Source organism: Pedobacter paludisoli (assembly GCF_052344095.1).
Taxonomy (GTDB): domain Bacteria; phylum Bacteroidota; class Bacteroidia; order Sphingobacteriales; family Sphingobacteriaceae; genus Pedobacter.
Genome location: NZ_CP179926.1, coordinates 1316230 through 1341405 on the forward strand (window position 1 = coordinate 1316230; position 25176 = coordinate 1341405).

At 37.7% G+C, this 25176-nt stretch carries 19 protein-coding genes; 6 read left to right on the top strand and 13 right to left on the bottom strand.

Annotation, left to right across the window (positions count from 1 at the left end):
• Nucleotides 1–199: 199 nt before the first annotated feature.
• Complete coding sequence (locus ACJVDK_RS05210; RefSeq protein WP_443939231.1) at nucleotides 200–700, bottom strand: hypothetical protein; 501 nt, start codon at nucleotides 698–700, stop codon at nucleotides 200–202.
• Between the two features lie 59 nt (nucleotides 701–759).
• A complete protein-coding gene (locus ACJVDK_RS05215) occupies nucleotides 760–2139 on the bottom strand; it encodes a dicarboxylate/amino acid:cation symporter (protein WP_443939232.1) in 1380 nt (459 codons plus the stop codon).
• Between the two features lie 479 nt (nucleotides 2140–2618).
• Here ACJVDK_RS05215 and ACJVDK_RS05220 point away from each other — a divergent pair, with 479 nt between their 5' ends.
• The 4 genes from ACJVDK_RS05220 to ACJVDK_RS05235 all read left to right on the top strand — a co-directional run bounded on the left by ACJVDK_RS05220 (nucleotide 2619) and on the right by ACJVDK_RS05235 (nucleotide 4755).
• On the top strand, nucleotides 2619–2975 hold the full coding sequence (locus ACJVDK_RS05220; protein ID WP_443939233.1) for a helix-turn-helix domain-containing protein: 357 nt from the start codon (nucleotides 2619–2621) through the stop codon (nucleotides 2973–2975).
• Between the two features lie 117 nt (nucleotides 2976–3092).
• Nucleotides 3093–3590, top strand: coding sequence for an RNA polymerase sigma factor (locus ACJVDK_RS05225; RefSeq protein WP_443939234.1), 498 nt, complete (start codon nucleotides 3093–3095; stop codon nucleotides 3588–3590).
• Nucleotides 3577–4176 (top strand): hypothetical protein, encoded by a 600-nt coding sequence (locus tag ACJVDK_RS05230; protein WP_443939235.1) that lies wholly within the window; start codon nucleotides 3577–3579, stop codon nucleotides 4174–4176. Before ACJVDK_RS05225 ends, ACJVDK_RS05230 begins: the two co-directional genes overlap by 14 nt.
• Before the next feature lie 30 nt (nucleotides 4177–4206).
• Nucleotides 4207–4755: a DUF922 domain-containing protein gene (locus ACJVDK_RS05235; RefSeq protein WP_443939236.1), complete on the top strand. Its 549-nt coding sequence runs from the start codon at nucleotides 4207–4209 to the stop codon at nucleotides 4753–4755.
• Here the strand turns inward: ACJVDK_RS05235 and ACJVDK_RS05240 are convergent, their stop codons facing one another.
• The 6 genes from ACJVDK_RS05240 to ACJVDK_RS05265 all read right to left on the bottom strand — a co-directional run bounded on the left by ACJVDK_RS05240 (nucleotide 4756) and on the right by ACJVDK_RS05265 (nucleotide 12216).
• Entirely contained in the window at nucleotides 4756–5121 is a 366-nt protein-coding gene (locus ACJVDK_RS05240) for a diacylglycerol kinase family protein (protein ID WP_443939237.1), read from the bottom strand.
• A gap of 34 nt (nucleotides 5122–5155) precedes the next feature.
• Complete coding sequence (locus ACJVDK_RS05245) at nucleotides 5156–5773, bottom strand: hypothetical protein (RefSeq protein ID WP_443939238.1); 618 nt, start codon at nucleotides 5771–5773, stop codon at nucleotides 5156–5158.
• 59 nt (nucleotides 5774–5832) lie between these two features.
• Complete coding sequence (locus ACJVDK_RS05250) at nucleotides 5833–7767, bottom strand: beta-N-acetylhexosaminidase (RefSeq protein ID WP_443939239.1); 1935 nt, start codon at nucleotides 7765–7767, stop codon at nucleotides 5833–5835.
• A gap of 15 nt (nucleotides 7768–7782) precedes the next feature.
• Nucleotides 7783–9663 carry a beta-N-acetylhexosaminidase gene (locus tag ACJVDK_RS05255; protein ID WP_443939240.1) on the bottom strand — a complete coding sequence of 627 codons (1881 nt, stop codon included), beginning with the start codon at nucleotides 9661–9663 and terminating at the stop codon, nucleotides 7783–7785.
• Nucleotides 9664–9999: 336 nt separating this feature from the next.
• A complete protein-coding gene (gene trxB, locus ACJVDK_RS05260) occupies nucleotides 10000–10956 on the bottom strand; it encodes a thioredoxin-disulfide reductase (RefSeq protein WP_443939241.1) in 957 nt (318 codons plus the stop codon).
• 102 nt (nucleotides 10957–11058) lie between these two features.
• On the bottom strand, nucleotides 11059–12216 hold the full coding sequence (locus ACJVDK_RS05265; protein WP_443939242.1) for a dipeptidase: 1158 nt from the start codon (nucleotides 12214–12216) through the stop codon (nucleotides 11059–11061).
• A 158-nt stretch (nucleotides 12217–12374) separates the two neighbouring features.
• On the opposite strand from ACJVDK_RS05265, the gene ACJVDK_RS05270 reads away from it, so the two are divergent.
• Nucleotides 12375–15227, top strand: coding sequence for a prolyl oligopeptidase family serine peptidase (locus tag ACJVDK_RS05270; protein ID WP_443939243.1), 2853 nt, complete (start codon nucleotides 12375–12377; stop codon nucleotides 15225–15227).
• 151 nt (nucleotides 15228–15378) lie between these two features.
• The gene (locus ACJVDK_RS05275; RefSeq protein ID WP_443939244.1) at nucleotides 15379–16665 is read left to right on the top strand and encodes a nucleoside recognition domain-containing protein; all 1287 of its coding nucleotides are present in this window, start codon (nucleotides 15379–15381) and stop codon (nucleotides 16663–16665) included.
• A 185-nt stretch (nucleotides 16666–16850) separates the two neighbouring features.
• Here the strand turns inward: ACJVDK_RS05275 and ACJVDK_RS05280 are convergent, their stop codons facing one another.
• The 5 genes from ACJVDK_RS05280 to ACJVDK_RS05300 form a co-directional block, all read right to left on the bottom strand.
• On the bottom strand, nucleotides 16851–18308 hold the full coding sequence (locus ACJVDK_RS05280; RefSeq protein WP_443939245.1) for a RagB/SusD family nutrient uptake outer membrane protein: 1458 nt from the start codon (nucleotides 18306–18308) through the stop codon (nucleotides 16851–16853).
• Between the two features lie 21 nt (nucleotides 18309–18329).
• Nucleotides 18330–21509, bottom strand: a complete 3180-nt coding sequence (locus ACJVDK_RS05285; RefSeq protein ID WP_443939246.1) for a SusC/RagA family TonB-linked outer membrane protein — start codon at nucleotides 21507–21509, stop codon at nucleotides 18330–18332.
• Between the two features lie 263 nt (nucleotides 21510–21772).
• Nucleotides 21773–22003, bottom strand: coding sequence for a hypothetical protein (locus ACJVDK_RS05290; RefSeq protein ID WP_443939247.1), 231 nt, complete (start codon nucleotides 22001–22003; stop codon nucleotides 21773–21775).
• 97 nt (nucleotides 22004–22100) lie between these two features.
• A complete protein-coding gene (locus ACJVDK_RS05295; RefSeq protein WP_443939248.1) occupies nucleotides 22101–22550 on the bottom strand; it encodes a PaaI family thioesterase in 450 nt (149 codons plus the stop codon).
• A gap of 25 nt (nucleotides 22551–22575) precedes the next feature.
• The gene (locus tag ACJVDK_RS05300) at nucleotides 22576–25032 is read right to left on the bottom strand and encodes a TonB-dependent receptor (RefSeq protein WP_443939249.1); all 2457 of its coding nucleotides are present in this window, start codon (nucleotides 25030–25032) and stop codon (nucleotides 22576–22578) included.
• Between the last annotated feature and the right edge of the window lie 144 nt (nucleotides 25033–25176).

Here is a 25176-nt window from a genome sequence, read left to right on the forward strand (position 1 = left end):
TTTATTTTTAGTTATTAGAATGCAATTAATTATGTTTTGTTACACCTAAAAGTACGTAAAATTCTTAAACCCGGAATTGCCAAATGAGTTCGATAATGAAGTTCATTTGGCGGATGCACAAATTACACAAAAAAAGCAGAACAACCATTGTCCTGCTTTTTTATAGCTATTTTCTATGCTAGTTTCTGAAAGACCAGAATTATTTACCTGAGCGCTTTTCAGCAAGAGCCAACTGCGTCTCAATGGCTTTTCTCATCGCAACTGCTGACGACATTAATTTCGGATTCCCATCAAAATCGCTGTAAATCACTACATGTTTTGATTTTCGCTTGTAATTAAAAATCATTTCATAACGAGGAACCGACATCGATTTTTTGCTTTTTCTTCCAATGGTATCAGGAAAATTCCACAAACCCAATTCATTTGCTTGATAGTGAATGGTTAGAATGTCTGAATTATTTAAACGAACCGTTTTTTTAATGAGCGAATCTCTCGTATTTAAAAATTCATACTCCCCCGAAGTTGAATAATAATGGTTTTCAAGGGTATCCTTTAATCCCCAATGGTATTCCATTGACACAAATTCATCTTTCCTAAATGGAGCATTTTGAATTATGGGCTTATAATAAACGTAGCAATAAATAATCATTGGCACCACAATGGTGATGACTAGAAATAATTTTTTCCCTGAACTTGACACCGTAAATTGATATTATATTAAATTGATAACTAATTGTATTCCGTTTTTTAAAACTTGACTTAAGCGCTTTCTTTTAATTCACCTTCCCACTTGCTTACTACTGCAGTTGCAATACTATTTCCTACCACGTTTGTAGCTGAACGGCCCATATCTAAAAGAGGATCAATTCCGATTAATAAAGCCAAGCCTGCTTCTGGAATATTAAAGCTTGCTATGGTACCTGCAATTACCACTAACGATGCGCGTGGTACACCTGCTATACCTTTACTGGTTAACATTAAAATGAGCAGCATGGAAATTTGTTGTTCAAAGCCTAAATGTATGCCGTATGCTTGCGCAATAAATAACGAAGCAAATGTCATGTACATCATGGATCCATCTAAATTGAAAGAATAACCTAAAGGCAAAACGAAACTAACAATTTTGTCTTTACAGCCAAAACGCTCTAATAACAACATGGTTTTCGGATAAGCGGCTTCGCTACTAGCGGTACTGAATGCCAATACAGCCGGTTCTTTCATGTCGCTCACCAATTTGAAAATACGTTTCTTTACAATCAAAAATCCTAAGAAAATCAAGATAGCCCATAAAATAGCTAGTCCGAAATAAAATTCTCCAATAAAAATAGCATACGTATTTAATACGTTTAAACCTTGCTTGGCAATGATAGCTGTCATCGCACCAAAAACAGCTAAGGGTGCAAAGTTCATTACGTAACCTGTCATTTTTAGAATTACATGCGCAATTGCATCAAAAACCTTGATCACAATTTCGCCGGCTTCACCAATCGCTGCTGTTGCCACACCAAAAAACAAAGAAAAAACAACTATTTGAAGAATCTCATTGGTAGCCATGGACTCCGCAATGCTTTTAGGGAATACGTGGGCTATAAAATCCTTTACACTCATGGCCGCTTTCTGAATACCCGTATTCGTCAAATGATCCGGCAAAGGCAAATTCATGTGTTTACCCGGTTCAAATACATTCACTAAAATCATCCCTAAAATAAGAGACATTAATGACATGGCCATGAACCAGCCCAATGTCTTCCCTCCAATACGACCTACAGACTTAATATCTCCTACTTTTGCTACCCCTACTACTAAGGTAGTAAAGACTAAAGGCGCAACAATCATCTTAATTAAGCGAAGAAAGATATCGCTTAACAACGTAAAGTATTCTAACTTTTTCTCGCGAATTTCCTCATTCTCCTTTTTTACTTTGGCTGTGGCTTTTCGCTCTGCTTTTAACGTGCTAAATTGAGCGGTTGTAGTATCCGTTATTTTAGCTATGGATACTTCAATACTCTTTATTTTAGCATCAGCATTGAGAATATTTTGATTGTAAGTGCTTATGGAGTTCACATTTAAAATATATCCTAATGCTATACCTGCAATTAACGCGATAAAAATGAATAAAGTGAGTTTGTTTTTTTTCATGAACCAATAATAAAGTTTGTCGGCTTTAATTGGTAAAACTACAATAATTACTTTGTGTACACAATTTTGAAGCTAAGGAAATAAAAAATATCACAAAAAAACAACCAATTGCTCCGTAAAAAGTCCTTTAGAATTTCTCATAAATCAACACCTTCTTTGAAAGATTAACGAAATTGCAGTATACTTTAAAAAACATTACATTTGTATATTTAAAAATACCATAAGTAATCATAAAACTACCTTTATTTTATCGTATTTTAATAGACTTAACATTTTAATAAAAAAACTTAATAAGAAACCATCAATAGTAATCTAAAATTTTGGTGATTTTCCCACGATATTCGAAGAATCATAAAATGATATAAAATAAAATAAGACTATAACATCTAATTAAACATCATAATTTACAAAATAATTAAGCACAACTTTTGTCAAAAGATTTGTTGGTAGGCTTATCCTACCACATGCTATAATCAACTATGAAAATAAAAAACATACACCCTAACATTGGAGCGAACATCCGAAAATTAAGAGAACTGAGGAATTACACACAGCAGTACGTTGCAAACGAACTTGGCTTAAGTATTGTCCAATATGGAAAACTAGAACATAACGAAACAATTAATACGAAATATCTCTTTGGGATTGCTGATATCCTACAAACCTCTGTTGGTAGCATTCTGTCCTTTGATTCAGAAAGCTATTTTGAAAATTCATGGAAGCATGTGGATAATAGCAGCAAACTTGAATTTTTAAATTCTGCTACAACGAAAGATACAGATGCACAAGAAGTACTGATAAAATTAATGCAAAAAATTTTAGAAAAATTGGGATAACTCTACTTTTCACATGCTTATTATTTACACTTGTTCTCCGAAAAAGCAGAATTTCTCTGCTTTTTCTTGTAACATTGTATTCCATCCTGTATCTAACAGGTAATTATCCACCTTTTAATGGAGAACAAAGACAAGTTATTTAAGCAGATATTCGACGCTAATTCTAAGAAGATCTTTCATTTATGCTATGGCTATACCGGCGACAGTGATGCTGCCAACGACCTGCTGCAAGAAACTTTTTTAAAAGTATGGCAAAACCTAGATAAATTCCGGAATAAATCCCTTATTTCTACTTGGATTTACCGCATTGCGGTCAATACCTGTCTAACCTATCTGCGTTCAGAAAAAAGACAATCGAAAGATGAATTGACGGATAACATCATTGAAACCAAGGTTGAAGAATACTCGGAAAAGAATGAGCAAGTGGCACTCCTATATACCTGCATTTCAAAATTAGAAGAGAACGATCGCTTGATTATCACCATGGTGTTGGATGAACTTCCCTATAATGAAATTGCAGAAATATCGGGTATTAGCGAGGGGAATCTGCGTGTAAAAATCCACCGCATAAAACAAAAATTAACAGAACTATATAGCCAATATGCAAGCGTTTGATCAAATACAAGAGTTGTGGCAAAAGCACGAGGTAGACATAAAAGTTTCTGCTGATGAAATGCTGCAACAAGCTAAAAAAGAAGTAAATAACTTAAAATTTAAGTCCATCTTAAACATTTTAGGTATGGTGAGTGCTTTTCTGGCCATCGCTGCTGTTTGGATATTTATTAAATTCGAATCGTGGAGCACACATTTGGGTATTAGCATTATTATTTGTGCAATCGCTGAATATACTTGGCTACTTTATCGCGACCATCGATTGTTGGCTAGAAAGGATTTTACCGTTTATCCGAAAGAATACTTACAAACCTTAAAAACATATCAATTAAACAGATACAAACTCTACACAAAACTATATTGGGTGTATGCCGGCGCGATCTCATTAGGCTTTGTGTTCTATTTTATTGAAATTCTGCCGTACTTTACCCCTTTACAAAAAGTAATTACCATTGCTTTTACGGCAGCTTGGATGATCTTTTGTTCTACCATTTTACGCAAAAAAGTTATCCAAAGAGAAAAAGAACGTATTGCTTTGTTAATTGAAAAATTTGAGCGCATCAGCGAACAAATTTCGCAACCGCAATAATTTAGGCATGATTTTTTCACTATTTCGGCAATGAAGAAATTAATTGTCCTTTTAGTTTTCGTTTTTGGTTGCTATATCCATGTCAATGCGCAACAAGATTATGTAAGACCTGTTCAAGTAAATTGGGAAAGTTATTACAAGGGCAAAGCCGATAAAAATTCTCCGTTCTTAGCGTTAACCGCGCTGACATGGAAATACAGCTACGATTATACCCTACACCGCAACCGCGTAAGTATTAGGTTCCAAAATGATATTTATGTAGACAAAAGCCGTTCGTGGGTAAAGTGGGAAAAGATAAAAAATGAAGAAGTTCGCAACGCACTCTTGCATCACGAGCAAGGACACGTGAATATCCAATTTATTTTATTGAAAGAAGCAGATCGCGTAATGAAAAACCGGTCATATTCTGTAAAAAATTACAAAACCGAAATTGCCGATTTAGCCAATAGCATCAGCAATTTTTACGACACCATGCAACGCAATTACGATGAGGAAACCGAACATGGTAGCAATCATAAAATGCAAGCACGCTGGGATAAAATTATTCAAGAACGATTGGATGCCGTATTAAATCCGTAACTACACCACCTTCGGAATAAACACCATGCACGCTACCGCAAGCGCAAAAAAAGCAGCAAAGAGCACCGCTCCTGCTGCTAAATCTTTTACTACTTTTATTTTGGGATGAAATTCTTCGGTAAAAGCATCAGCCAATTTTTCTATGGCGGTATTGAGTATTTCCGTGATGATTACTAGGCTTATAGCCAGAAAAATAGCCACCCACTCCATTCGGGAAAGCCCCACATACCAGGAAAGTAAAATAGTTCCTACTGCTGCTACGGCATGAATACGTGCGTTGTGCTCTTGCCTAAAGAAGCAAAAGAGGCCATTAAAAGCGTATTTAAAACTTTTAATCCGGTCACGTACAGAAAAATTCTTTTTCATCCTCTAGTATTAACCCGATAATAACCAAGATCGTTTATTTTTTGGTTTCTACTCCTTGCAATTCTTGCATGGAAAAACTATTGCCACTAAACTTGTACTGATAGGTTTTTATTATTTTTTTTGTACTGTCTGCAGGATCTATAATCGGAAAAGAACGGAACAAATCTCCGTTTTTCTGGAAAAATTTATCCTCTCCCGAATACCCCTTTTTTTGATTACTGGTAAGGGATGGAAAATTAATTTTATTAAAAGATCCACCTGCATATTCAAATACGTTTAAATCGGAAATATTCTTTTTACTGAGCAATTGAATATAAAATTCAGGATTTCCGTCATTGTCTAAATCCATGTTCCACACGTCCGTCAAAATTCCTTTGCGCTCCACTGATGTTGACTTAAAGGCATTCCGTGCTGAATCCGACATCAAAATTTGGTACGCACCAATAGAATCAACCCCTTTACCCCAGCTAAAAAATTCGAAGTTTAAACCGGGTTTAACTTCGATATCTTTATAAAACTTAAAAGGACTTTTTACCGTTGTGCTAAGTTGCGAATCGATTACTTTTGCTGGTTCAGAATCATTGCTGCAGGATGCTAAAAATAGCATACCTGAGGCTAAAAAAAAGCAGTTGATAGCTTGAGCTAATTTCATACTGATAAATAATAGGTTTGGTGTACCAAAATAAGCATTAACTGAAAAAAACAAAAGAATTAAGATTTTTTATCCATTTTAACGTCTCCCGCCCCATTGTTGTAAATCGTTTCCTGCACTACACTTCTTCTTCCGCTTGGTGCTACCACAATTGTTTTAAGGATTCTTTTCTCACCTTTTGGTACATGTAATTGAAAAGGATTCATATAAATAAGGGTATTTTCAGACGGTCTTGACTCATCCAATGAATAATAAATCTTACCACCTTTAATGGGCGATTTTAGCTTGATGGCAAATAAATCGCCATTTTGTAAACCTTCATCTTGCCCAATAGGTGTAGGAACCCAAAAATTATGTCCGTTTTTATCAAAATCTGCCAAATGCTTTGCTAAGCGTTGTTCTTGAAAATTCTGCAAATTTTTACGTTCAAGTGGCGTCCATGCTATTTCGGCAAGCGCCATTAAGCGCGGATATAATTGATAATCGGCCAAGCGGCTGTTTACCATATACTCTGCCCATAAATTAGCTTGTACACCAATAATAAATTTTTTCTGCTCATCAGATAAAACTTTTGGCACAGGATCGTATTCGTACACTTTTTTATAATGCGCTAAACCACCCCACAACACTGGTTCATCGGCATTAGCCGATTGACGATGATCGAGGTATAAAGCTCCGGAATAAGAAGTCATAATTGCATCATGCTTGAGTTGAGCAGCCTCAATCCCCCCAACTTCACCGCGCCAGCTCATTACGGTAGCCTCAGGTGCCAATCCTCCTTCTAGAATCCCATCCCAACCAATAATTTTTCGGCCTTTACTGGATACAAATTTTTCAATCCGAGTGATGAAATAGCTTTGCAATTCATCTTCATTTTTCAAACCTTTTTCTTTCATCAAATTTTGGCAAAAATCCGATTCCTTCCAATACGTTTTAGGGCATTCATCGCCTCCAATGTGAATGTACTTCGATGGAAATATGGCCATTATCTCTTCCAACACATCTTGTAAAAAAGCAAAAGTTTGTTCAGTAGGTACGTACACATCCTCTGTTACGCCCCAGGTTTGCTGAACTTGCTTTCCTTTTTTAAAACCAGACCAAGGCGTAAAATCGGCTACAAAGCTATCTCGATCAGGAAAACAACTTAACCAGGGATAGGATGCTATGGCCGCTGAGCTATGACCTGGCATCTCAATCTCGGGAATCACTTCTACGTATCGTTCGGCCGCATAGCGCACAATTTCGCGGGCCTCATCTTGTGTATAAAAACCTTGATAAACTGTATTTGTGTTTGCGAAACCTGGTTTTCGTCCGATAATAGTACCATTTCTACTCGATCCTATCTGGGTTAATTTTGGATATTTCTTAATTTCAATTCGCCATCCCTGATCTTCAGTTAGGTGCCAATGAAAGCGATTAATTTTATAATACGCCAATACATCGATGGTTGACTTCAGGTACGACACTGGATAAAAATGCCTACCCACATCCAACATCAACCCACGATATTTAAAGCGTGGATAATCACGAATGGTTAAGCCTGCAAAGGAGGCTGCATTCTTTTCAATGTGGATGACTTGCATGAGTGTCTGCAATCCATAAAAAAGTCCCGCATTTTTCCCGTTCACCCGAATTAAATTTGCTTGAATGGCAATTGTATATCCTTCTTCAGGTAATGTACTATCGGTTTCATCTGTAAGAACTATCGCCTTTTGTTTTGCCGTAAAACGCTGAACGATTGGCATATGAAGTGACGTATTGTTTAGAATGAAATTTTGAAAAAGTTGGGCAATCCGATTACATTCGGTGCCATTTGCTACAATTACGGTATTTTTATCAATTTTGAAAGTTGAATGGTTGGTCTTAATAGACACGGGTGCCGGAATAATTCCAAAATTGGGATCTTCTTGAGCAAATACACGAACTGTTGTACTAGATAAACACACCATTAGTACACCGATTAAACCCATCAACTGCTTTTTCACTTGTGTCATTTACAGATTTTCTTTTTAATTATTTTCAATTACGGTTTCTGTTACTACGCTTCTGCGTCCACTAGGTGCTACTACAATTGTTTTCAGCGTTCTTTTTTCGCCTTTTGGCACTTTAATTTTTACGGGTGTATCGTACAAAGAGCCATTTTCAGATGGTCTTGCTTCATCAATGGTGTAATAAATTTTGGCGCCGGTTACTGGCGACTTTAGGTTTAATTCGTATTCGGCTGCCGAAATTTTATCCGTTGTTTGGCCAATTGGCGTAGGCACCCAAAAATTGATACCTTTTGTATCCAAATATGCTAAATGTGCAGGCAAGCGCTCTTCTTGAAAGTTCTTTAAATCTTTCCGTGCTACTGGTGTCCAAGCAATTTCAGCTAAGGCCAATAACCGTGGAAAAGCATGATTTTCTGCTTTGGCAGGGGTTTTAATGTATTCAGCCCATAAATTAGCTTGAACGCCTTTTATAAACTTACCTTGCTCGGCGGTTAAAACTGCTGGAACCGGATCATAGGCATATATTTTCGTATATGGAGCAAAACCTCCAATGGTTACAGGCTCATCTGGTGAATTGGATTGTTTATGATCAATGTATAATCCTTTTGAACCCGGTGTCATAATGACATCATGGCTTTCTTTTGCGGCAGCAATACCTCCATCTTCTCCTCTCCAACTCATTACCGTTGCATTTGGCGCTAAACCGCCTTCGAGAATTTCATCCCATCCAATAATTGAACGGCCTTTGCTATTGATGTGTTTTTCAATAGTCTGAATGAAATAGCTTTGCAATTCGTGTTCATCTTTTAAGCCTTTTTCTTTGATTAAGTTTTGGCAGAATGCTGATTTTTTCCAGTATGTTTTCGGACATTCATCGCCTCCAATATGGATGTATTTCGAAGGAAAAATAGCTATTACCTCATCTAAAACGTTTTTCAAAAAGCTGAAAGTATTTTCTGAAGGCACAAATACATCCGGATAAACGCCCCATGATTGTTGTACATTTTTACCGCTTTTACTTCCGGCCCATGCTACTTTCGGAAAAACAACTGTATCACTGTCTGGAAAACAACTTAACTCGGGGTAAGCCGCAATGGCTGCTGAAGCATGCCCAGGTAATTCAATCTCTGGAATAACCGTAATGTATCGTTCAGCGGCATATTTTACCACTTCCTTTGCTTCTTCTTGGGTATAAAAACCACGGGCAGGCATTAAATCATTCCCAATTCCAGGATGATGACCAATAATGGTTCCGCTTCTAACCGACCCAACTTCTGTTAACTTTGGATATTTTTTAATTTGAAGCCTCCAACCTTGATCATCGGTTAAATGCCAATGAAACGTGTTGATTTTATAGTAGGCTAATTGGTCGATATATTTTTTAACAAATGAAATCGGGAAAAAATTACGTGCTACATCTAACATGGTTCCTCTGTAGCTAAAGCGTGGGTAATCGTTAATGGTTACTGCAGGTAAGGTAATGGTTTCATTTACCTTCGCAGGCATCATTTGCATCAGCGATTGAACCGCGTAAAACAGGCCGGCACCTTTTCCTGTTAACACAATTTTAGTGGGACTAATTTTAATCGTGTACCCTTCAGCAGGTAATTTATCGGCTCCTGCAGATGTTAAAACAATTGCTTTTTGATTGGCTGCTAGTGTTTTTACTTCGCGAAGCGAAAAACCTCCTTTTGCAACGATAAAAGCATTCAATAAATCGGCTATTCTAGCTCCTTCCGTGCCTTCTGATTGAAGTACCACCGTTTTATTAAGTAAAAAATTTCCACTTGCTTTGTTGATACTCACGGGTGCTGGAATAATACCAAGGTTTGCATCGTTTTGCGCCAGAGCTGAACCGCTGAGAAATGCACAAAAAACAATCGACAGAATCTTGTTCATAATTTGTTTTTTTTAATAGATAATAAAACCTAAGATAGAGATTCGAATTTGGCTGATATTATCACATTTTCGTTACAAACCAACACAAACGTTTGATTAAGCATTCTAGACCTGCATTTAGTAAGAGGCTTGCTTATTCAGGCTTCTTCCATTCAAGCCTAAACCGGATTGCAGCGATATCCTTTTAAAATAAACCACTAATGCTCTTTAAGTTGAATTATTTTAAAAGATTTAGCAGAAAGCCGGACTGTATTGGAACCGAAGCAGGAAGTTACTTTACAAAAAAAGAGAAACCCTTATCGAATTTCTCTTTTCTATTTTGATGATTATTTTAATCTATGCTTCAACTGGATGTTCTTTTGCAGCCAAGTATCTTTCTGCATCTAATGCAGCCATACAACCTGAACCTGCAGCCGTAACTGCCTGGCGGTAATACATGTCTTGCACGTCGCCACAGGCAAAAACACCTTCTATGTTGGTTAGTGTTGAACCCGGTTTGGTTAGTAAATAACCAGTTTCATCCATATCTAATTGCCCTTTGAAAATATCGGTATTTGGTTTGTGACCAATTGCTACGAAGAAACCTTCTACTGGAAGTTCTGTTTCGTTGCCGTTTTTATTATTTAAAACACGTACACCGGTTACATTTTTACCATTTCCTAAAATTTCTTGGGTTTCGGTATTGTAATGTACTTCGATATTTGGTGTAGCCAATACACGTGCTACCATTGCTTTTGACGCTCTGAACTCGTCTCTACGCACCAATAAATGTACTTTGTTACATAATTTAGCTAAATAAGTTGCTTCTTCTGCAGCAGTATCACCCGCGCCAACAATAGCCACATCTTGTCCTTTGAAAAAGAAACCATCGCACACGGCACATGCCGAAACACCAAAACCGTTGTATTGTTGCTCGCTTGGTAAACCCAACCATTTAGCGGTTGCACCAGTTGCAATAATAACGGTGTCGGCTGTAATGGTTTTAATATCATCTACCACTACTTTGTGTGGTGTTGCTGAAAAATCTACTGAACTCACATAACCAAAACGAATTTCTGTACCAAAGCGTTCTGCTTGTTTACGGAAATCTTCCATCATTTCTGGCCCCATGATTCCTTGCGGATAGCCAGGGAAATTCTCTACATCAGTTGTTTGCGTTAATTGCCCACCAGCTTGCATACCGGTGTACATTAAAGGTTTTAAATCTGCACGGGCGGCATAAATTGCTGCTGTGTAACCTGCCGGGCCTGAGCCTATAATTAAGCACTGTACGTGTTCGTTTTCTGTTGACATTGTTTCTTTTGTGTTTGAATTGAATGCAAATTTAGTTTATTTTAAAGTCACAGGCAAGTGCCCTGTGTCAGTCAAATTCAATATGAGTAGAAGTGCTTGAAACTAGGGTTTACTCCCCTTTAACACGCGAATCACGTTGCCCCCCACTATTTTATCGATATCTTTTTCGGAATACCCGTTTTTTAACAATGCGGCGGTTATTTTTGGATAATCTGCTACGCTGTTTATACCCAGTGGGAAAGATTCCGCACCATCAAAATCGGCTCCCAACCCCACGTAATCCACTCCAATTAATTTTACAATATGATTGATATGGGTTACCAATAAATCAATTGGCGGACGCGTTAAATCGGCTTCGTCCGGATACTTTGCCAGAAGTGTATCAATTGCGGTGCTTCTGCCTAGTTTTGCACTTAAGTCTTTTAGCTCTTCGGCATATTTGTTTAAAAAAACTTTTTGTTTTGTATCGAAGGTACTATCTAAAAAACCACTATAGAAATTTATACAAATAACACCGCCATTTTTTGCTACCGCTTTTATTTGTTCATCTTTCAGATTGCGTGGCACCGGATTTAAACGATAGGCACAACTGTGCGATACGATGATAGGCTTATTTGAAGTAGCTATGGCATCGTAAAAGGTCCGTTCGCCTACATGCGATAAATCGACCAAAACATTTAACTCGTTTAAGCGCTGTACAACTTGTTTCCCAAAAGCATTTAACCCCGCGTTTTCGGATTTGATTTTTCCAGCGCTTTCATCAGCAGCGGAGCTGGCCCAAGAAGGGCTGTTATTCCAGGTTAGGGTGAGATATTTCATGCCGCGTTTGGCTAAACTATCGATATAATCCAATCGATTTTCAATCATGTGCCCGCCCTCTACGCCTATCATGGCTGCCATTTTCTTGGATTTTACAACTTGCTGCAATTCAGTAGCATTTTTAACCAATTGAATTTTATTGGGATATCGCTTGATTAAACTGTAAAGCGAATCTATTTCGCGATTGGCTTGGGCGTAGCCTCCGGTTTCGTCGCACCAAATGGAAAAAAATTGCACATCCAAACCGCCTTGTTTGGCGCGCACCAAATCGAAATTCCCCTTGGTTTGCTCTTGGCCGATATCAATTCCCGACTTAATTAGATTGAACAAAATATCGCCATGCGTGTCAATTACGATTGCCTTATCGTGAATGTCTTGTGCTTTTTGACCAAAAGCTAGCATTTGTACAAAAAATAAAAGGAACGAGAAAAAATACTTCATGTTTTAAAGATATAAATAATGCCCATAGCTTGATTGCTTAAACCAAGGATTTTTAAAGCCGACAATTGTAATATTTAGCCTACAATTTTAATTTTCACTTAAAAAAATCTAATTTTCGGACTTATAAAGACATAACTAACAAATTAATCATCCAAAAAATGCAAAAACGATTAACTGTACTCATGCTCTTAGCTGCTAGTTTTGCTTATGCGCAAAAAAAACCGGTTGACCATACGGTGTATGATTCATGGGAGTCTGTAGGACAAAAAACATTGGCAAAGAATGGTCAATGGGCTATGTATGGTGTTTTACAGCAAGAAGGAGATGCCAAATTGTATCTTTCTAATTTAAAAACCAATGCTAAAATAACGATACCAAGGGCTTTAAATGGACAATTCAGTGCCGATTCTAAATACGCTGCTTTTACCATTCGCCCTTTTTATGCCGCCATCCGTCAGGCTAAAATAAAAAAGAAAAAGCCTGAGGAAATGCCAAAAGACACGCTGGGAATTGCGAATTTAAGTACCAACAACGTGGTAAAAGTGCCGCGCGTAAAATCTTTTAAATTTGCGGAAGAAGGCTTTGGATTTTTAGCCTACCAATTGGATAAATTGGATACAGCGAAAAAAGCTAATCAGGCAGGAAAAAAAGATGCAGCAATTGATTTTGCTGACGAACCACGTCCGGGAGATAAAAAAGAGGAAGGTACCGATTTAATTGTACGGAACTTAAGCACAGGCGTAGAGAAAACGTATAAATATGTTACCGATTATGCCTTTAGCAAAGATGGAAAACAACTGGTTTTTGCTTGCAGTGGCTCTAAAAAGGATAAAACGGCACCACAGGGTGTGTACTTATTAAACACCGAAAAAGGAAGCTTGAAAACCTTGATAAAAGGAAAGGGTAGCTTTAAGAGTTTTACCTTCGACGAAGAAAGTGAGCACTTGGCCTTTATTGGAGAACAAAGCCCTGAAAAACAAGAAATTAAAGACTATAACATTTATTACAATTCTTTATCACTGGATACCGCTCAAATTATCGTTGATTTTGATATGCCCGGATTACCGGATAAATGGTCTATCAGTGGCGATAGTCGTTTAAATTTCAGCAAGGATGGTAAGAAATTATTTTTCGGCATTGCTCCTATTAAAAAAGCAAAGGACACCACCATTGTTGATTTTGAAGTGGCAAAAGTTGATGTTTGGAACTACAAAGACGATTATTTACAACCGATGCAGTTGAGAAATGCAGATAGGGATAGCAAAAAATCGTACCTATCGGTCATTGATGTGTATAGTGCAGACCCAAAAGTTTTGCCTTTAACAGATGTAAAATTACCGGATGCCAGTTTATTAAATGCTGGGAATGCTGATTTTGTATTGGCTTCTACCGATTATGGTCGCAGAGTTCAATCGCAATGGAGTGGCAGCACCTCAAAAGACTATTATTTAGTTGATACGAAAACCGGTGCGCGCAAGAAAATTATGGAAGACTTAAATGGCTATGCAAGTGCTTCGCCAACTGGAAAATACATCCTTTTCTTTGACCGTGTGACTGGTAATTGGAGTTCGTATACTGTTGCTAGCGGAAAAACTACACCGTTAACCGCAGGCATGAGCGTAAAATTTGTTGACGAAGACAACGACGTTCCTGATTATGCATCGCCTTATGGGTTGGCAACTTGGTTAGAAGAGGATAAAGCTGTTTTATTATATGACCGCTACGATATTTGGTCGTTTTCGCCAGATGGTAAAACTCCTGCTAAAAATTTAACAGGCGGCTTTGGTCGCGCGAATAAAATCACTTTCCGCTACGATAATGCAAAAACAGAAAATAGATTTGAACGCAATGCGGATGATAATTTTGTTAAATCCAATCAAACCATTTGGTTGAGTGGATTTAACAACACCACGAAGGAAAACGGTTTTTACCGCAAAAATGTGAGCAACCTAAAAGCGCCCGAGTTAGCAGTAATGGCTAAAATGAAATATTCAGGACTCGTAAAAGCAGAGGATGCTGAAGTGTACTTGTACGATAAAGCAAATTATGCGGTTCCACCAGCCATTTATTACACAAGCGATTTTAAAACTGAAAATAAATTGGTGGCGACGAATCCACAACAACAAAACTACAATTGGGGTACGGCCGAATTGGTAAAATGGAATACGCCAAAAGGCTTTTCGAGTGAAGGTATTTTGTATAAACCAGAAAACTTTGACCCGAACAAGAAATATCCGATGATTGTGTATTTCTATGAAAAACTTTCGGAAGGTTTATATGCATATCAAGCACCGGCTCCTACCCCTTCACGTTTGAACATTTCTTTCTTCGTAAGCAACGGTTATTTGGTTTTTGCTCCAGATATTAGCTACACTACCGGTCATCCGGGACAATCGGCTGTTGATTTCATCAATTCTGGTGTAGAGAGTTTAAAGAAAAACAGCTGGGTTGATGGTAGTAAAATTGGTATACAAGGCCAAAGTTGGGGCGGTTACCAAGTTGCGTATTTAATTACGCAAAACGATATGTATGCAGCTGCTTGGGCAGGTGCTCCGGTAGCGAACATGACATCAGCGTATGGTGGTATTCGTTGGGAAAGTGGTATGAATCGTCAGTTTCAATACGAAAAAACACAAAGTAGAATTGGTGCAACACTTTGGGAAAAACCTGAACTTTACATCGAAAACTCACCGTTGTTTATGTTACCAAAAGTAAATACGCCTTTGGTAATTATGGCGAACGACGCCGATGGTGCGGTGCCTTGGTATCAAGGTATTGAATTATTCACAGGTTTACGTCGCTTAGGTAAACCGGTTTGGATGTTGAATTACAATAACGAAGCGCATAACTTAATTTTGCGTCAAAACCGTAAAGACATTCAAATTCGTGAGCAACAATTTTTTGATTACTATTTAAAAGGTGCGAAAGCACCGGTATGGATGTCGACGGGTATTCCTGCCACAGAAAAAGGAAAATCGTGGGGCTTCGAATTAACAGATGACAAACCTTAAGCATCTCTAATCAGGAAGATTTCCATCTAGAAATCCATTTAAAATACGGAAAAGCAAGACAAAAAAATCGTCTTGCTTTTCTTTTTCGGGGACTATTTTATTCTGGTAAAATTTGTAATTTGGACGCTTCAAATAAACTAAACAATCCTAAATGGCATTAAGCAAAATCTGGTCTGGATTTATCATCGCCGCAATTGCAGTTGCGTGTATCAAGTGTTTTTTCTTCGGGCAAAGCGATATATTTAATTGGATGATTATTGGCAAAGCCGATGACCCTTTAAATAGTACGCATGTTGATGGCGTTATTCAAACCTGCTTAAATGCTGTAAATATTTGTATTGGTCTAATTGGTGTGATGGCTTTGTTTATGGGCTTTATGAGCATTGCTGAAAAAGCAGGAGGCATTCGCTTGTTATCTAGAATTGTTGGTCCATTTTTTTCAAAGCTTTTTCCAGAAATCCCAAAAGGACATCCCTCTGTAGGTCACATGGTGATGAATTTCTCTGCCAATTTACTGGGGCTCGATAACGCCGCAACTCCCTTTGGATTGAAAGCCATGGAGAGTTTACAAGAACTGAATCCAAGCAAAGAACGTGCATCGAATGCGCAAATCATGTTTTTATGCCTGCATGCATCTGGTTTAACCTTAATTCCAGTGAGTATCATTGCGGTGCGTGCATCTTTAAAAATACCTGCCGCCAACCCCACAGATATTTTTGTACCGTGCATGATTGCTACGTTTGTAGCTACGATGGCTGCCATGTTTATTGTTTCGTTCAAACAAAAGATTAACATTTTTCAACCTGCCATTTTAACCTGGGTTTTAGGTCTATCAACCATTATTGCTGGCTTGGTGTTCTACTTAACGCGTTTAAGCATGAACGAATTAACCTCCTTTTCGGGTATTTTAAGCAATGGTTTATTGCTGTTTATATTTTTATCCATTGTATTGGGCGGACTCTATAAAAAAGTAAACGTTTTTGATGCTTTCGTAGACGGTGCAAAAGGAGGTTTTGAAACCTCTATTAAAATCATTCCTTACTTAGTGGGAATGCTTATTGCCATCAGTTTATTGCGTACTAGCGGCACCTTCGAAATTGTAATTAATGGAATGAAAAGCGTTTGTACTTTTTTACAACTTGATTCTCGCTTTATCGATGGTATTCCAACCGCGCTCATAAAACCTTTAAGCGGTAGCGGCGCTCGCGGAATGATGATTGATACCATGACTACGTATGGTGCCGATTCGTTTGCAGGTCGTTTATCGTGTATTTTACAGGGCTCTTCGGATACAACCTTTTATGTAATTGCTGTATATTTTGGTGCAGTAAGCATTAAAGATACACGTTACTCGGTTGGCGCTATGTTATTAGCCGATTTGGTTGGTATTATCACCGCGATTTCGTTAACATATTTATTTTTTGGTGGCGTTGCGTAGAAAAATACGCGTAAAGTAATTAAGCTTAAATAGCAATCACGTTGCTGAACGAAACATGCTGGATTTATCATTAAACGTTGTTCTGTACGGATGAATTAACGGAAGTAAAATTATAGCATATAGCAACAAAAGCCTCTTAAATATTTCATTAAGAGGCTTTTGTTTTGTTTAAACATTCAGATAAACTAATATCCGGTATTTTGTTGCGGTTTTAATCCAGGATTTGCATTAATCTCATCTTGTGGAATAGGCAATCTGGTTTTATAAAAAGTTCTATCAATGGTTTTAGGACGATTGGTGGCTGGAATAATTAAAGCACCAAATTCGTCGTTAAAAGTAATTGATTTGTTTAGCCTGATCATATCAAAAAAGCGTTGACCTTCTCCAAATAACTCTTTACTTCTTTCGTCCAAAATCATATCAATCGTAACCGTTGCGGCTGTTGCTGCTGCTAATGCAGGTGCTCTTTTCCGCACCATGTTTAGATAGGTAGCGGATTTAGTTTTATCGGTTAAAAATGCCGCTTCGGCCGCAATTAGATACATTTCAGAAACTCGAATTACTTTAATATTTACTGCACTGTTGGTTGCCTTTCCATCGCCTGCTAGCGATACACTACCACTGTATTTATAAAGTGCGCCTTTGTGTGTGGCAGAACTTTCATCAGCAGCCAATACACCCCATCGCACATCTGTTGGATCTTGATTCAGGCGTGATAAGTAATAATCACTACCCATAAACCAACCTAAAACCGTTCCACCCCCATCGCCTTTTCTTCTTAAGTAATATCCTAATGAAGCTGCACCTAAATCGCCTTCTAATGGAAATATGCTTAATTCAAAAATGGATTCTGTTCCAAACTGTGTTTTCCAAGAGTCTACCCAATTGGCGTTGGTATAAGGCGTATACCCACCAGTGGTAATTACTTCTTCAGCAGCTTTTAATGCATTAGGCATATCGTTCATGTTCAAATAAACGCGCGCCTGCATCGCTAAATTACCGTAATAATTAATGTAGCCTCCTGTTTTAGTTTTCGACATGAGGGGAGCTGCTACTTTTAAATCGCTTAAAATTTGCGTATAATTTTGTGCTACTGTTGCCCGAAGCGGTTGAGCTGAGGCATCTAATGGAACCGTAATGTTTGGTACACCATATGAATCTTTATCATCCGTATAGGCTTTACCGTACATTCGCACCAAATCGAAATACATCATGGCTCGCAAGGTTAAGGCCTGTCCTTTATACGTACTAAAACCCGTTACACCAGCCGCTTCTTGCTTTTCAATATTTGCTAACAAGCTATTCGTTAATCTTATGCAATAATAAATTCTTGACCAATAGCTCGAATTACTTCCTGCTGTTGCGGTATGATTAAAAACATATAAACCATCGGATCCTCTACCTTGAGAGAAAATAGTCATATCGCCTCCTTTTACATCGCCATACAACATAAAGTTTCTACCGTAATATTCAGAACTTGTCATATTCCTCATGATACCGTTAATCATAACCAAGGCATCATTTGGCGTTTTAACAGCTTCATCGGAATCGGCAGCATTGGTTGGCTCTTTATCAAGAAACTTCTCGCACGATGACAGACTTAAAACAATTAAGCATGCTATCAATATTTTTATCTTTTTCATTTTTGTACAGTCTTTAAAAAATTAGAAACCAAGTTCAATGCCGAAAGTATAGGTTTTACCATAAGGTGTTTCCCATCCTCTTGTGCTAAATTGATTTACCTCCGGATCGGCAATTTTATACTTTGAAAAGGTTAACAAATTAGATCCGTTAAAATATATACGGGTATTTGACAGGCCTATTTTACCAATCAGTTTCCTAGGCAAGCTATATCCTAGCGTGATATTTTTAAGACGTAAAAAGCTTGCATCGTGCATTTGACGCGTACTGTATTGTATTGGATCTGTTAAATCTACTCCTTGTATTTTAGGTAAAGAACCTGTTGGATTTTCGGCTGTCCACATATTATCGACATAATATTGCGATCTGATACGTTCAAAGTAATAACCATCATCAGCCACATCTTTAAATGCGCCATCGTATAAATCGCCACCAATTTTATACGTAAAGTTTAAACCTAAGGTAATGCCTTTATACTCTATATCGGTATTTAATCCACCGTATACATCAGGTGTTCCATCTCCAATAATTTTATAATTTGCTTTACCATACGTATAGGTTGCTCCTCTTCCATTGTATTGAAAATCTCCCGCTGATCCATTATTTGGATCGTTTACGTACCATACATTTCTACCATTTGAAGGATCAACGCCAGCCCATTCGTATCCATAAAAACTCAACATAGACGAACCTTCACGATAAATATACTGCGCTCTTGCATCGCCTCCAGTTGGATCGTACCAGATAATATCATTCCCGGTCGACTGCCCTTCTGCTCTATACAATTTGGTTACTTTTGAATTAATAAATGCTGCATTTACCGAAGCAGTCCATCTAAAATTAGCATTGCGAATTATATCACCACCAATTTCCAATTCAAAACCTTTATTGTTTACTTCACCCACATTTCTAAGTGAGGTACTAAATCCTGTAACCATTGAAATTGGCACATCTAGCAATAAGTTTTTAGAATCGCGATTAAAAAATTCTACTGTTCCCGTTAACCGTTGATTAAATAATCCAAATTCTAAGGCAATATTAGAGGTATAACTTGTTTCCCACGATAAATTCTCATTACCGATACCTGTTACAGCTCCACCCGCTAGATTCATGTATTTTGATCCGTATCCCGTTAACGATCGCCAACCATATTCTGATGATGGCAATGTACCATTTACACCATAGGAAGCTCTTAATCTTAAATTACTAATTACCGAAACATCTTTCATAAAATCTTCGCCATTGATTTTCCATGCTCCGGCTACTGACCAGAAATTACCTCCACGGGTTTCTGGACTTAATCTCGATGATGCATCACGACGATACGATCCTGATAAATAGTATTTTTGATTGTAATTATATTCAGCACGTGATAAGAACGAAACAATTGAGTTTCCCCATTCATATGCTGACGCGTTCGTTAAACCGGCAGTGGCTACCGAATGTAAGCTACTTGAAGGTAGGTCTGTACCCGAAGAACGTTGATATTTCGTGGTGTTATCTTCTGCTTCAAAACCAGCTAATAATGTCACATTGTGTAAGCCAAAACTCTTATTGTAATTCAATGTTGTTGAAGAAACAATCTTTGTAATGTCGGTAGCCATTTCATCAACAGATCCTTTTGCAGCAACCCCTGAAAAATGCAAAGCACTATAATACAAATGATCTTTAACATCTGTATTATCATAAGAGAACACCGATTTAAAATTTAACTCCGGTAAAATTTTAATATTTAAAGTTTCACTAGCTGATATTCTTTTCGTGATTGAACTATTCTCCCACTCATTATCGTAATACACATTATTTTGTGCTAAACTACCGTAGCGAGCATTCCAGGGAGCACCTGTTTTATAATCGGTTGGCCAATAAAAAGGCCAAAGTAAATTTCTGGTCTGCAAGAAATAATTGGCACCGGTGCTTCGTGTATCGTTGAAGCCCGATTGATTATTACGTGCAATATTTACATTGGTTGTAAAATCAACGTATTTTCCGACTTTCTGATTTAAATTAATTCTTCCTGAAAAACGATCAAACTCATTAATTCGAATCCTGTTTTGATCTTTTGTATACGAGAAAGATGAATAATACGTGGTATTATCATCGCCACCACTAACCGAAATATCATGCGTTTGAAAAACACCTGTTCTAAAAAGAGCATCCTCCCAATCGAAATATTGTCCTTCTCTATTTTCGATTCCATCTGTCATACCGCTAATAATTACATTTTCAGCTAAGCCTGTGCCCGCTACTGAAAATTTATAGCCGTGTTTATTAAATCTCGTATTTAATTGTCCGATTGCATAAGCACTTGCTGCCGCCTCCGATTGTCCACTCTGTGTGCGTAAATCGTGGAATAAACGATAGGTTAAATTAGCTTGATCCTGCGGGCTTGCTGCTTCGTAATTATCTGTTGCCCAAGTCGGTGTAAAACCTACAGCCGATTTCAACGAAATTACGGGTTTTCCTTTTTTACCTCTTTTGGTGGTGATGATAATTACTCCATTTGCTGCTCTAGAACCGTATAATGCCGATGCCGCAGCATCTTTTAATACCGTAAAAGTTTCAATATCATCTGGATTAATGGTACTCATAACATTGTTTGATGCCCGTGTATAAGAACCCATCTGACTTAAATCACCCGATACAACAGGCACCCCATCAACTACATACAAGGGTTCGTTAGATGCATTAATGGAGCCAATACCTCTAATTCGAATACTCGATGTGGAACCTGCTTGCCCCGAAGTTGCAGCAACCTGTACGCCCGCTATTCTACCGTTCAATGAATTTTCAAACGATGTAACAGGAACATCTTTTACAACCTTCTCACTTAATACAGAAGCAGCTCCAGTATAGCTTCCTTTTTTTGCCGTCCCGTATGCCACCACGATAACGTCATCTAAGGTATTGTTTGTACTAACTAAAGAAACGTTTATCACTTGGTTACTACCTACCACAATCTCTTGTGTTGTAAAACCAATTGATTTAAAAACAAGGGTGGTTACACCTGCGGGCATAGAAATGCTATAATTCCCATCTCCGTCGGTAGATGCACCAGCGGTACTCCCCTTAGCCAGCACACTAACACCGGGTATTCCAACTTTGCTCTGATCGGTTACTTTGCCCTTGATGGTTGTTTGAGCGAAAGAAACCACATAACAGGTCAAAATCCCTAATAGAATTAGTAAAGATTTTCTGTTCATAATTTTTCTGTTTAGAGTTGTTAAATTTTTGTTAAATTACTAATAAAAACCAAAAATAAAGACACTAAAAAATAGCAAAGCAGCAAAAAGTCGCAAAAACCTGCAAAAACACCTTAAAAAGAAACGTCGACACACTTTAGCAGACAAAAAAAGGAAAGCAACAGCGATAAAGATCTTCCTCACATGCAAAAAAAGCCAAAAAATAGCCTTCATTTTACTACAAATAGCATGTAAAAAATCAGCAAAAAAAGAAATTAAAAAAATTAGGCTTTGGAAATACGATGAATGATTTCATTAATCGCTTCTGACTCGATTAACGCATGCTTAGAAGTATGCCATTTATTGCTGGTTTTATCTAACCAAACACAAAATGAGCGATACCCATCCAATAAAACGGCATACGTTTCATGAAAATCATCGTTAATTTGCATGCAAAATCCATTAAAGATTTTTCCTCGAACATTAAATTGCAGACTTAAGTAGTTCTCTAACATAGCGGATAATTTTTGCTGTAAAATACTATTAAACTATAATCTCTGTGTTTACTAGATGTAAACAAATTACTAAAACTCGTTATTCTGACTGGAATGGTTAGGAGCCAATATTAAGCATATTGGAATATCCTTTTGCTATCAATCTATTTTTCTTCGGTAAAAACACCTCACATTGCAGGTTTAAGATGGTTTTCCCGCGTTTCACAATGGCTGTTTCAGCAACAATTTCATCCCCTTCTTCTGCAGGCGCAAAATAATCGATGTAATTGCTAACCGTCGTAAACCGATCGTTTAAACCAAGCGTAAAAACCGTTGCACCAATTAAATCATCGATAATCCCCGCTGTAATACCTCCGTGTAATATCCGAAATGGATTTGTCATTTCATGACGAATGGTGTATTTACATGTTAACACGCCCCTTTCCGCTTTCAATAAAACTGGAGCCAACCAATTCATGTAAGGAGATGGTGAATTAATAATGGTTTGATTGATTGACTGCCGCAAAAAGTTTAATCGTTGTTCACTTATCGATTCCGTATCTTCCATTTTTAAAGATAATAAATTGTCTGCATTAAAAAGGTACTCTTACTTTAAAACTAAAATTTCTTCCCATGTTGTAAATACCGTACCGATTATTAGGCGATACTTCGTAATATTCGAAATATTTTAAGCGGTTTAAATGCGATTGGTATGCTTTATTCAATACGTTATCACACTGCGCAAAAATCTCCGCAAAAACCTTTTCTTTCTTTCTTTTTATAGAAAAACCGATACCCGCATTCAGCAAAATGTAACCAGCTGTAAAGGTCTCTGTATTGTCGAGCGCATAGAATTTATCTTGATCTGCCGAAAACAGTGCATCGATTTTAACATAGGGTTTATCTATATTTTTCCCGAAGGCATGTCCCATCAACTTTATTTCTGAACGAGCTTGCAAAGGGGGCACAAAAGGCAAATATTTTGCAGCAGCACCGTATTGAGCCAGCATTATTTCATTTTTATTTAGCCCCACTACATAAGCCAAACTGTTGTTAAAATTTAACCACGATGCCTCAGATGGATGCCAGTTTGCTGTAATTTCTGCCCCATACAAACGCGCTTTTGCTTGTTGATACTGAAACGTTAAGTTGCCAGGCACCACCACCACAGGATTTCCATTTTCATCCGTTAATCGCGATTGGTAAATATAATTTTGAATGGAATTATTAAACACTTCTACACTCAAATCAAACTCTTTCAAATAGGCAATTAAGCCCAAATCTTCTTGCCAATTAAACTCTGGTTTAAAGTTTCGATTACCCAGATACACAATGTGTGCCCCCGGATCCAAACCGTTCGAACCTATTTCCGTAATATTTGGTGCACGGTAGCCTCTGGCTATATTGGCCTTCAAGACCAGTTTTTTGGAGAAATTATATGTTAACCCGAAACTTCCCGACAAACCATAATAATTTTTACGAAATTGCGTAAACTGATGATTTGCTGTGAGATCATTAGCTGTTGATTCTTGTCCAAATCCAGTTTCCGGATTTGTACCAACATAAAAATCATCCCATTGAATGGCTCGTTTATCGTAGCGAATACCCGTCGACAAATCTAGTTTACCCATGCTTTTCTTTACGTAATAAAAAGCTCCAATATCCCATAAATTGTAATCCGGAATTGGAAAATCAGTCGCATCTTTGCTTCGATTGCTTTGATACATCCCATTTAGGCCGAATGTACTTTCAAAACCTGCAAAAACAGGAAGATTATATTTTATATCGTAATTAGCCGTATTCAAAACCACGTATAAACCCGCTTGACTTGGAACCGTTGGGTGGTTGTATTCGCGACGGACACTTTGTTGAACGCCCAAAAGCACCGTTAAATCGCTCCCTCCTAATTTAATTTGACTTTGATTGTATAACCGACTGTGCTGTATATGCTGATGCAAGGCTTGAATGGTATATTGGCTTAATTCGTTTTCAGGCACAAAAGGACGATTTTTAATGTCGTCTAGCTCATCTAGCACTTGCTTGGTGAATCTTCTGCTAAGCGAATCGCGACTTCCATCCGGTATTTCCATTAAATTATTGTAATAGGTCACAGCTGTTTTTGAATACCCCCACTTTTTATCTACGCGTGCGGAACCTGAAAAATTGTATTCCCGAAAAGCAGTTCCATACACCCTACCATCAATTTTATTTTCATAATTATGCGCCACTTTTCCACTTGCCCGAACATGATATTGCCAATCGGCATGTCGATAACTCAACCCAAAAGAGCTTCCCACTAAGCCATTGTTACTTTGATAATTCGTCGTAAAATCTCCTTCCAACCTATTGTTTTCCAATGGATGGTTTAGCGGTATTAAATTCAACACGCCTGCCAAGGCATCCGAACCATATGTTAAACTGGCTGGTCCTTTTACTACTTCTACGCGACTAATGTCGTATTCATCGACCTCGATCCCATGCTCATCGCCCCACTGTTGTCCTTCCTGACGCAGTCCATCATACAAGGTCAGAACTCTGTTGTAGCCCAGTCCGCGAATGAAAGGCTTGGACACATTCGGCCCTGTGGTAACGGCCGTTAAACCAGGAATTCCCTTCACAATAGCTTCGATTAAATTGGTATTCACATTCTGATCCATTGTTCTTTTGCTTAAAACCGCTATCGGAACCGGACTTTTCCGTAATTCAGTAGCCCGATTGACACCGGTGATGATTACATCTTCTAAATTCGATTCGATGGCTTGCATCCTGACCTCCATTTGGTTTTCTCCTGCTTTAAAACGACACTCTTTTTTCAGAGACTGATAACCAACGCCCGAAAATTTTAATTCGTAAACTCCCTCTGGTAGCTGCTCAAAAACAAAAACACCAACTGAATCGCTTTTTGTGCTTTTTTTCAACGACGTTATTTGAACCGTGATATCTTCAAGTGCTTTTAAATTAGCCGTAACCCTCCCCCACAGGCTTACATTTTGAGAATAAGCGGACGAAATGCCGAGCATAAAGCATAAAAAAAAAGGGATATTTTTCATTGAATGATTTGTCTAAATTTATTTTTAGACAAATCTAAATTTAATTTTAAATTAATCAAATAATAAATCAACATAATGATGAGATTTCTTTTAGAGTACCTGCAATAAGGGCATTTGCTGTTTCGCTGGAGGATTTTGATGCTC

Bases quoted from the DNA above. Each gene is read 5' to 3' on its own strand.
- ACJVDK_RS05215 (WP_443939232.1), bottom strand. From the start codon at position 2,139: ATGAAAAAAAACAAACTCACTTTATTCATTTTTATCGCGTTAATTGCA.
- ACJVDK_RS05220 (WP_443939233.1), top strand. From the start codon at position 2,619: ATGAAAATAAAAAACATACACCCTAACATTGGAGCGAACATCCGAAAA.
- ACJVDK_RS05225 (WP_443939234.1), top strand. From the start codon at position 3,093: ATGGAGAACAAAGACAAGTTATTTAAGCAGATATTCGACGCTAATTCT.
- ACJVDK_RS05230 (WP_443939235.1), top strand. From the start codon at position 3,577: ATGCAAGCGTTTGATCAAATACAAGAGTTGTGGCAAAAGCACGAGGTA.
- ACJVDK_RS05235 (WP_443939236.1), top strand. From the start codon at position 4,207: ATGAAGAAATTAATTGTCCTTTTAGTTTTCGTTTTTGGTTGCTATATC.
- ACJVDK_RS05240 (WP_443939237.1), bottom strand. From the start codon at position 5,121: ATGAAAAAGAATTTTTCTGTACGTGACCGGATTAAAAGTTTTAAATAC.
- ACJVDK_RS05245 (WP_443939238.1), bottom strand. From the start codon at position 5,773: ATGAAATTAGCTCAAGCTATCAACTGCTTTTTTTTAGCCTCAGGTATG.
- ACJVDK_RS05250 (WP_443939239.1), bottom strand. From the start codon at position 7,767: ATGACACAAGTGAAAAAGCAGTTGATGGGTTTAATCGGTGTACTAATG.
- ACJVDK_RS05255 (WP_443939240.1), bottom strand. From the start codon at position 9,663: ATGAACAAGATTCTGTCGATTGTTTTTTGTGCATTTCTCAGCGGTTCA.
- trxB (WP_443939241.1), bottom strand. From the start codon at position 10,956: ATGTCAACAGAAAACGAACACGTACAGTGCTTAATTATAGGCTCAGGC.
- ACJVDK_RS05265 (WP_443939242.1), bottom strand. From the start codon at position 12,216: ATGAAGTATTTTTTCTCGTTCCTTTTATTTTTTGTACAAATGCTAGCT.
- ACJVDK_RS05270 (WP_443939243.1), top strand. From the start codon at position 12,375: ATGCAAAAACGATTAACTGTACTCATGCTCTTAGCTGCTAGTTTTGCT.
- ACJVDK_RS05275 (WP_443939244.1), top strand. From the start codon at position 15,379: ATGGCATTAAGCAAAATCTGGTCTGGATTTATCATCGCCGCAATTGCA.
- ACJVDK_RS05280 (WP_443939245.1), bottom strand. From the start codon at position 18,308: ATGAAAAAGATAAAAATATTGATAGCATGCTTAATTGTTTTAAGTCTG.
- ACJVDK_RS05285 (WP_443939246.1), bottom strand. From the start codon at position 21,509: ATGAACAGAAAATCTTTACTAATTCTATTAGGGATTTTGACCTGTTAT.
- ACJVDK_RS05290 (WP_443939247.1), bottom strand. From the start codon at position 22,003: ATGTTAGAGAACTACTTAAGTCTGCAATTTAATGTTCGAGGAAAAATC.
- ACJVDK_RS05295 (WP_443939248.1), bottom strand. From the start codon at position 22,550: ATGGAAGATACGGAATCGATAAGTGAACAACGATTAAACTTTTTGCGG.
- ACJVDK_RS05300 (WP_443939249.1), bottom strand. From the start codon at position 25,032: ATGAAAAATATCCCTTTTTTTTTATGCTTTATGCTCGGCATTTCGTCC.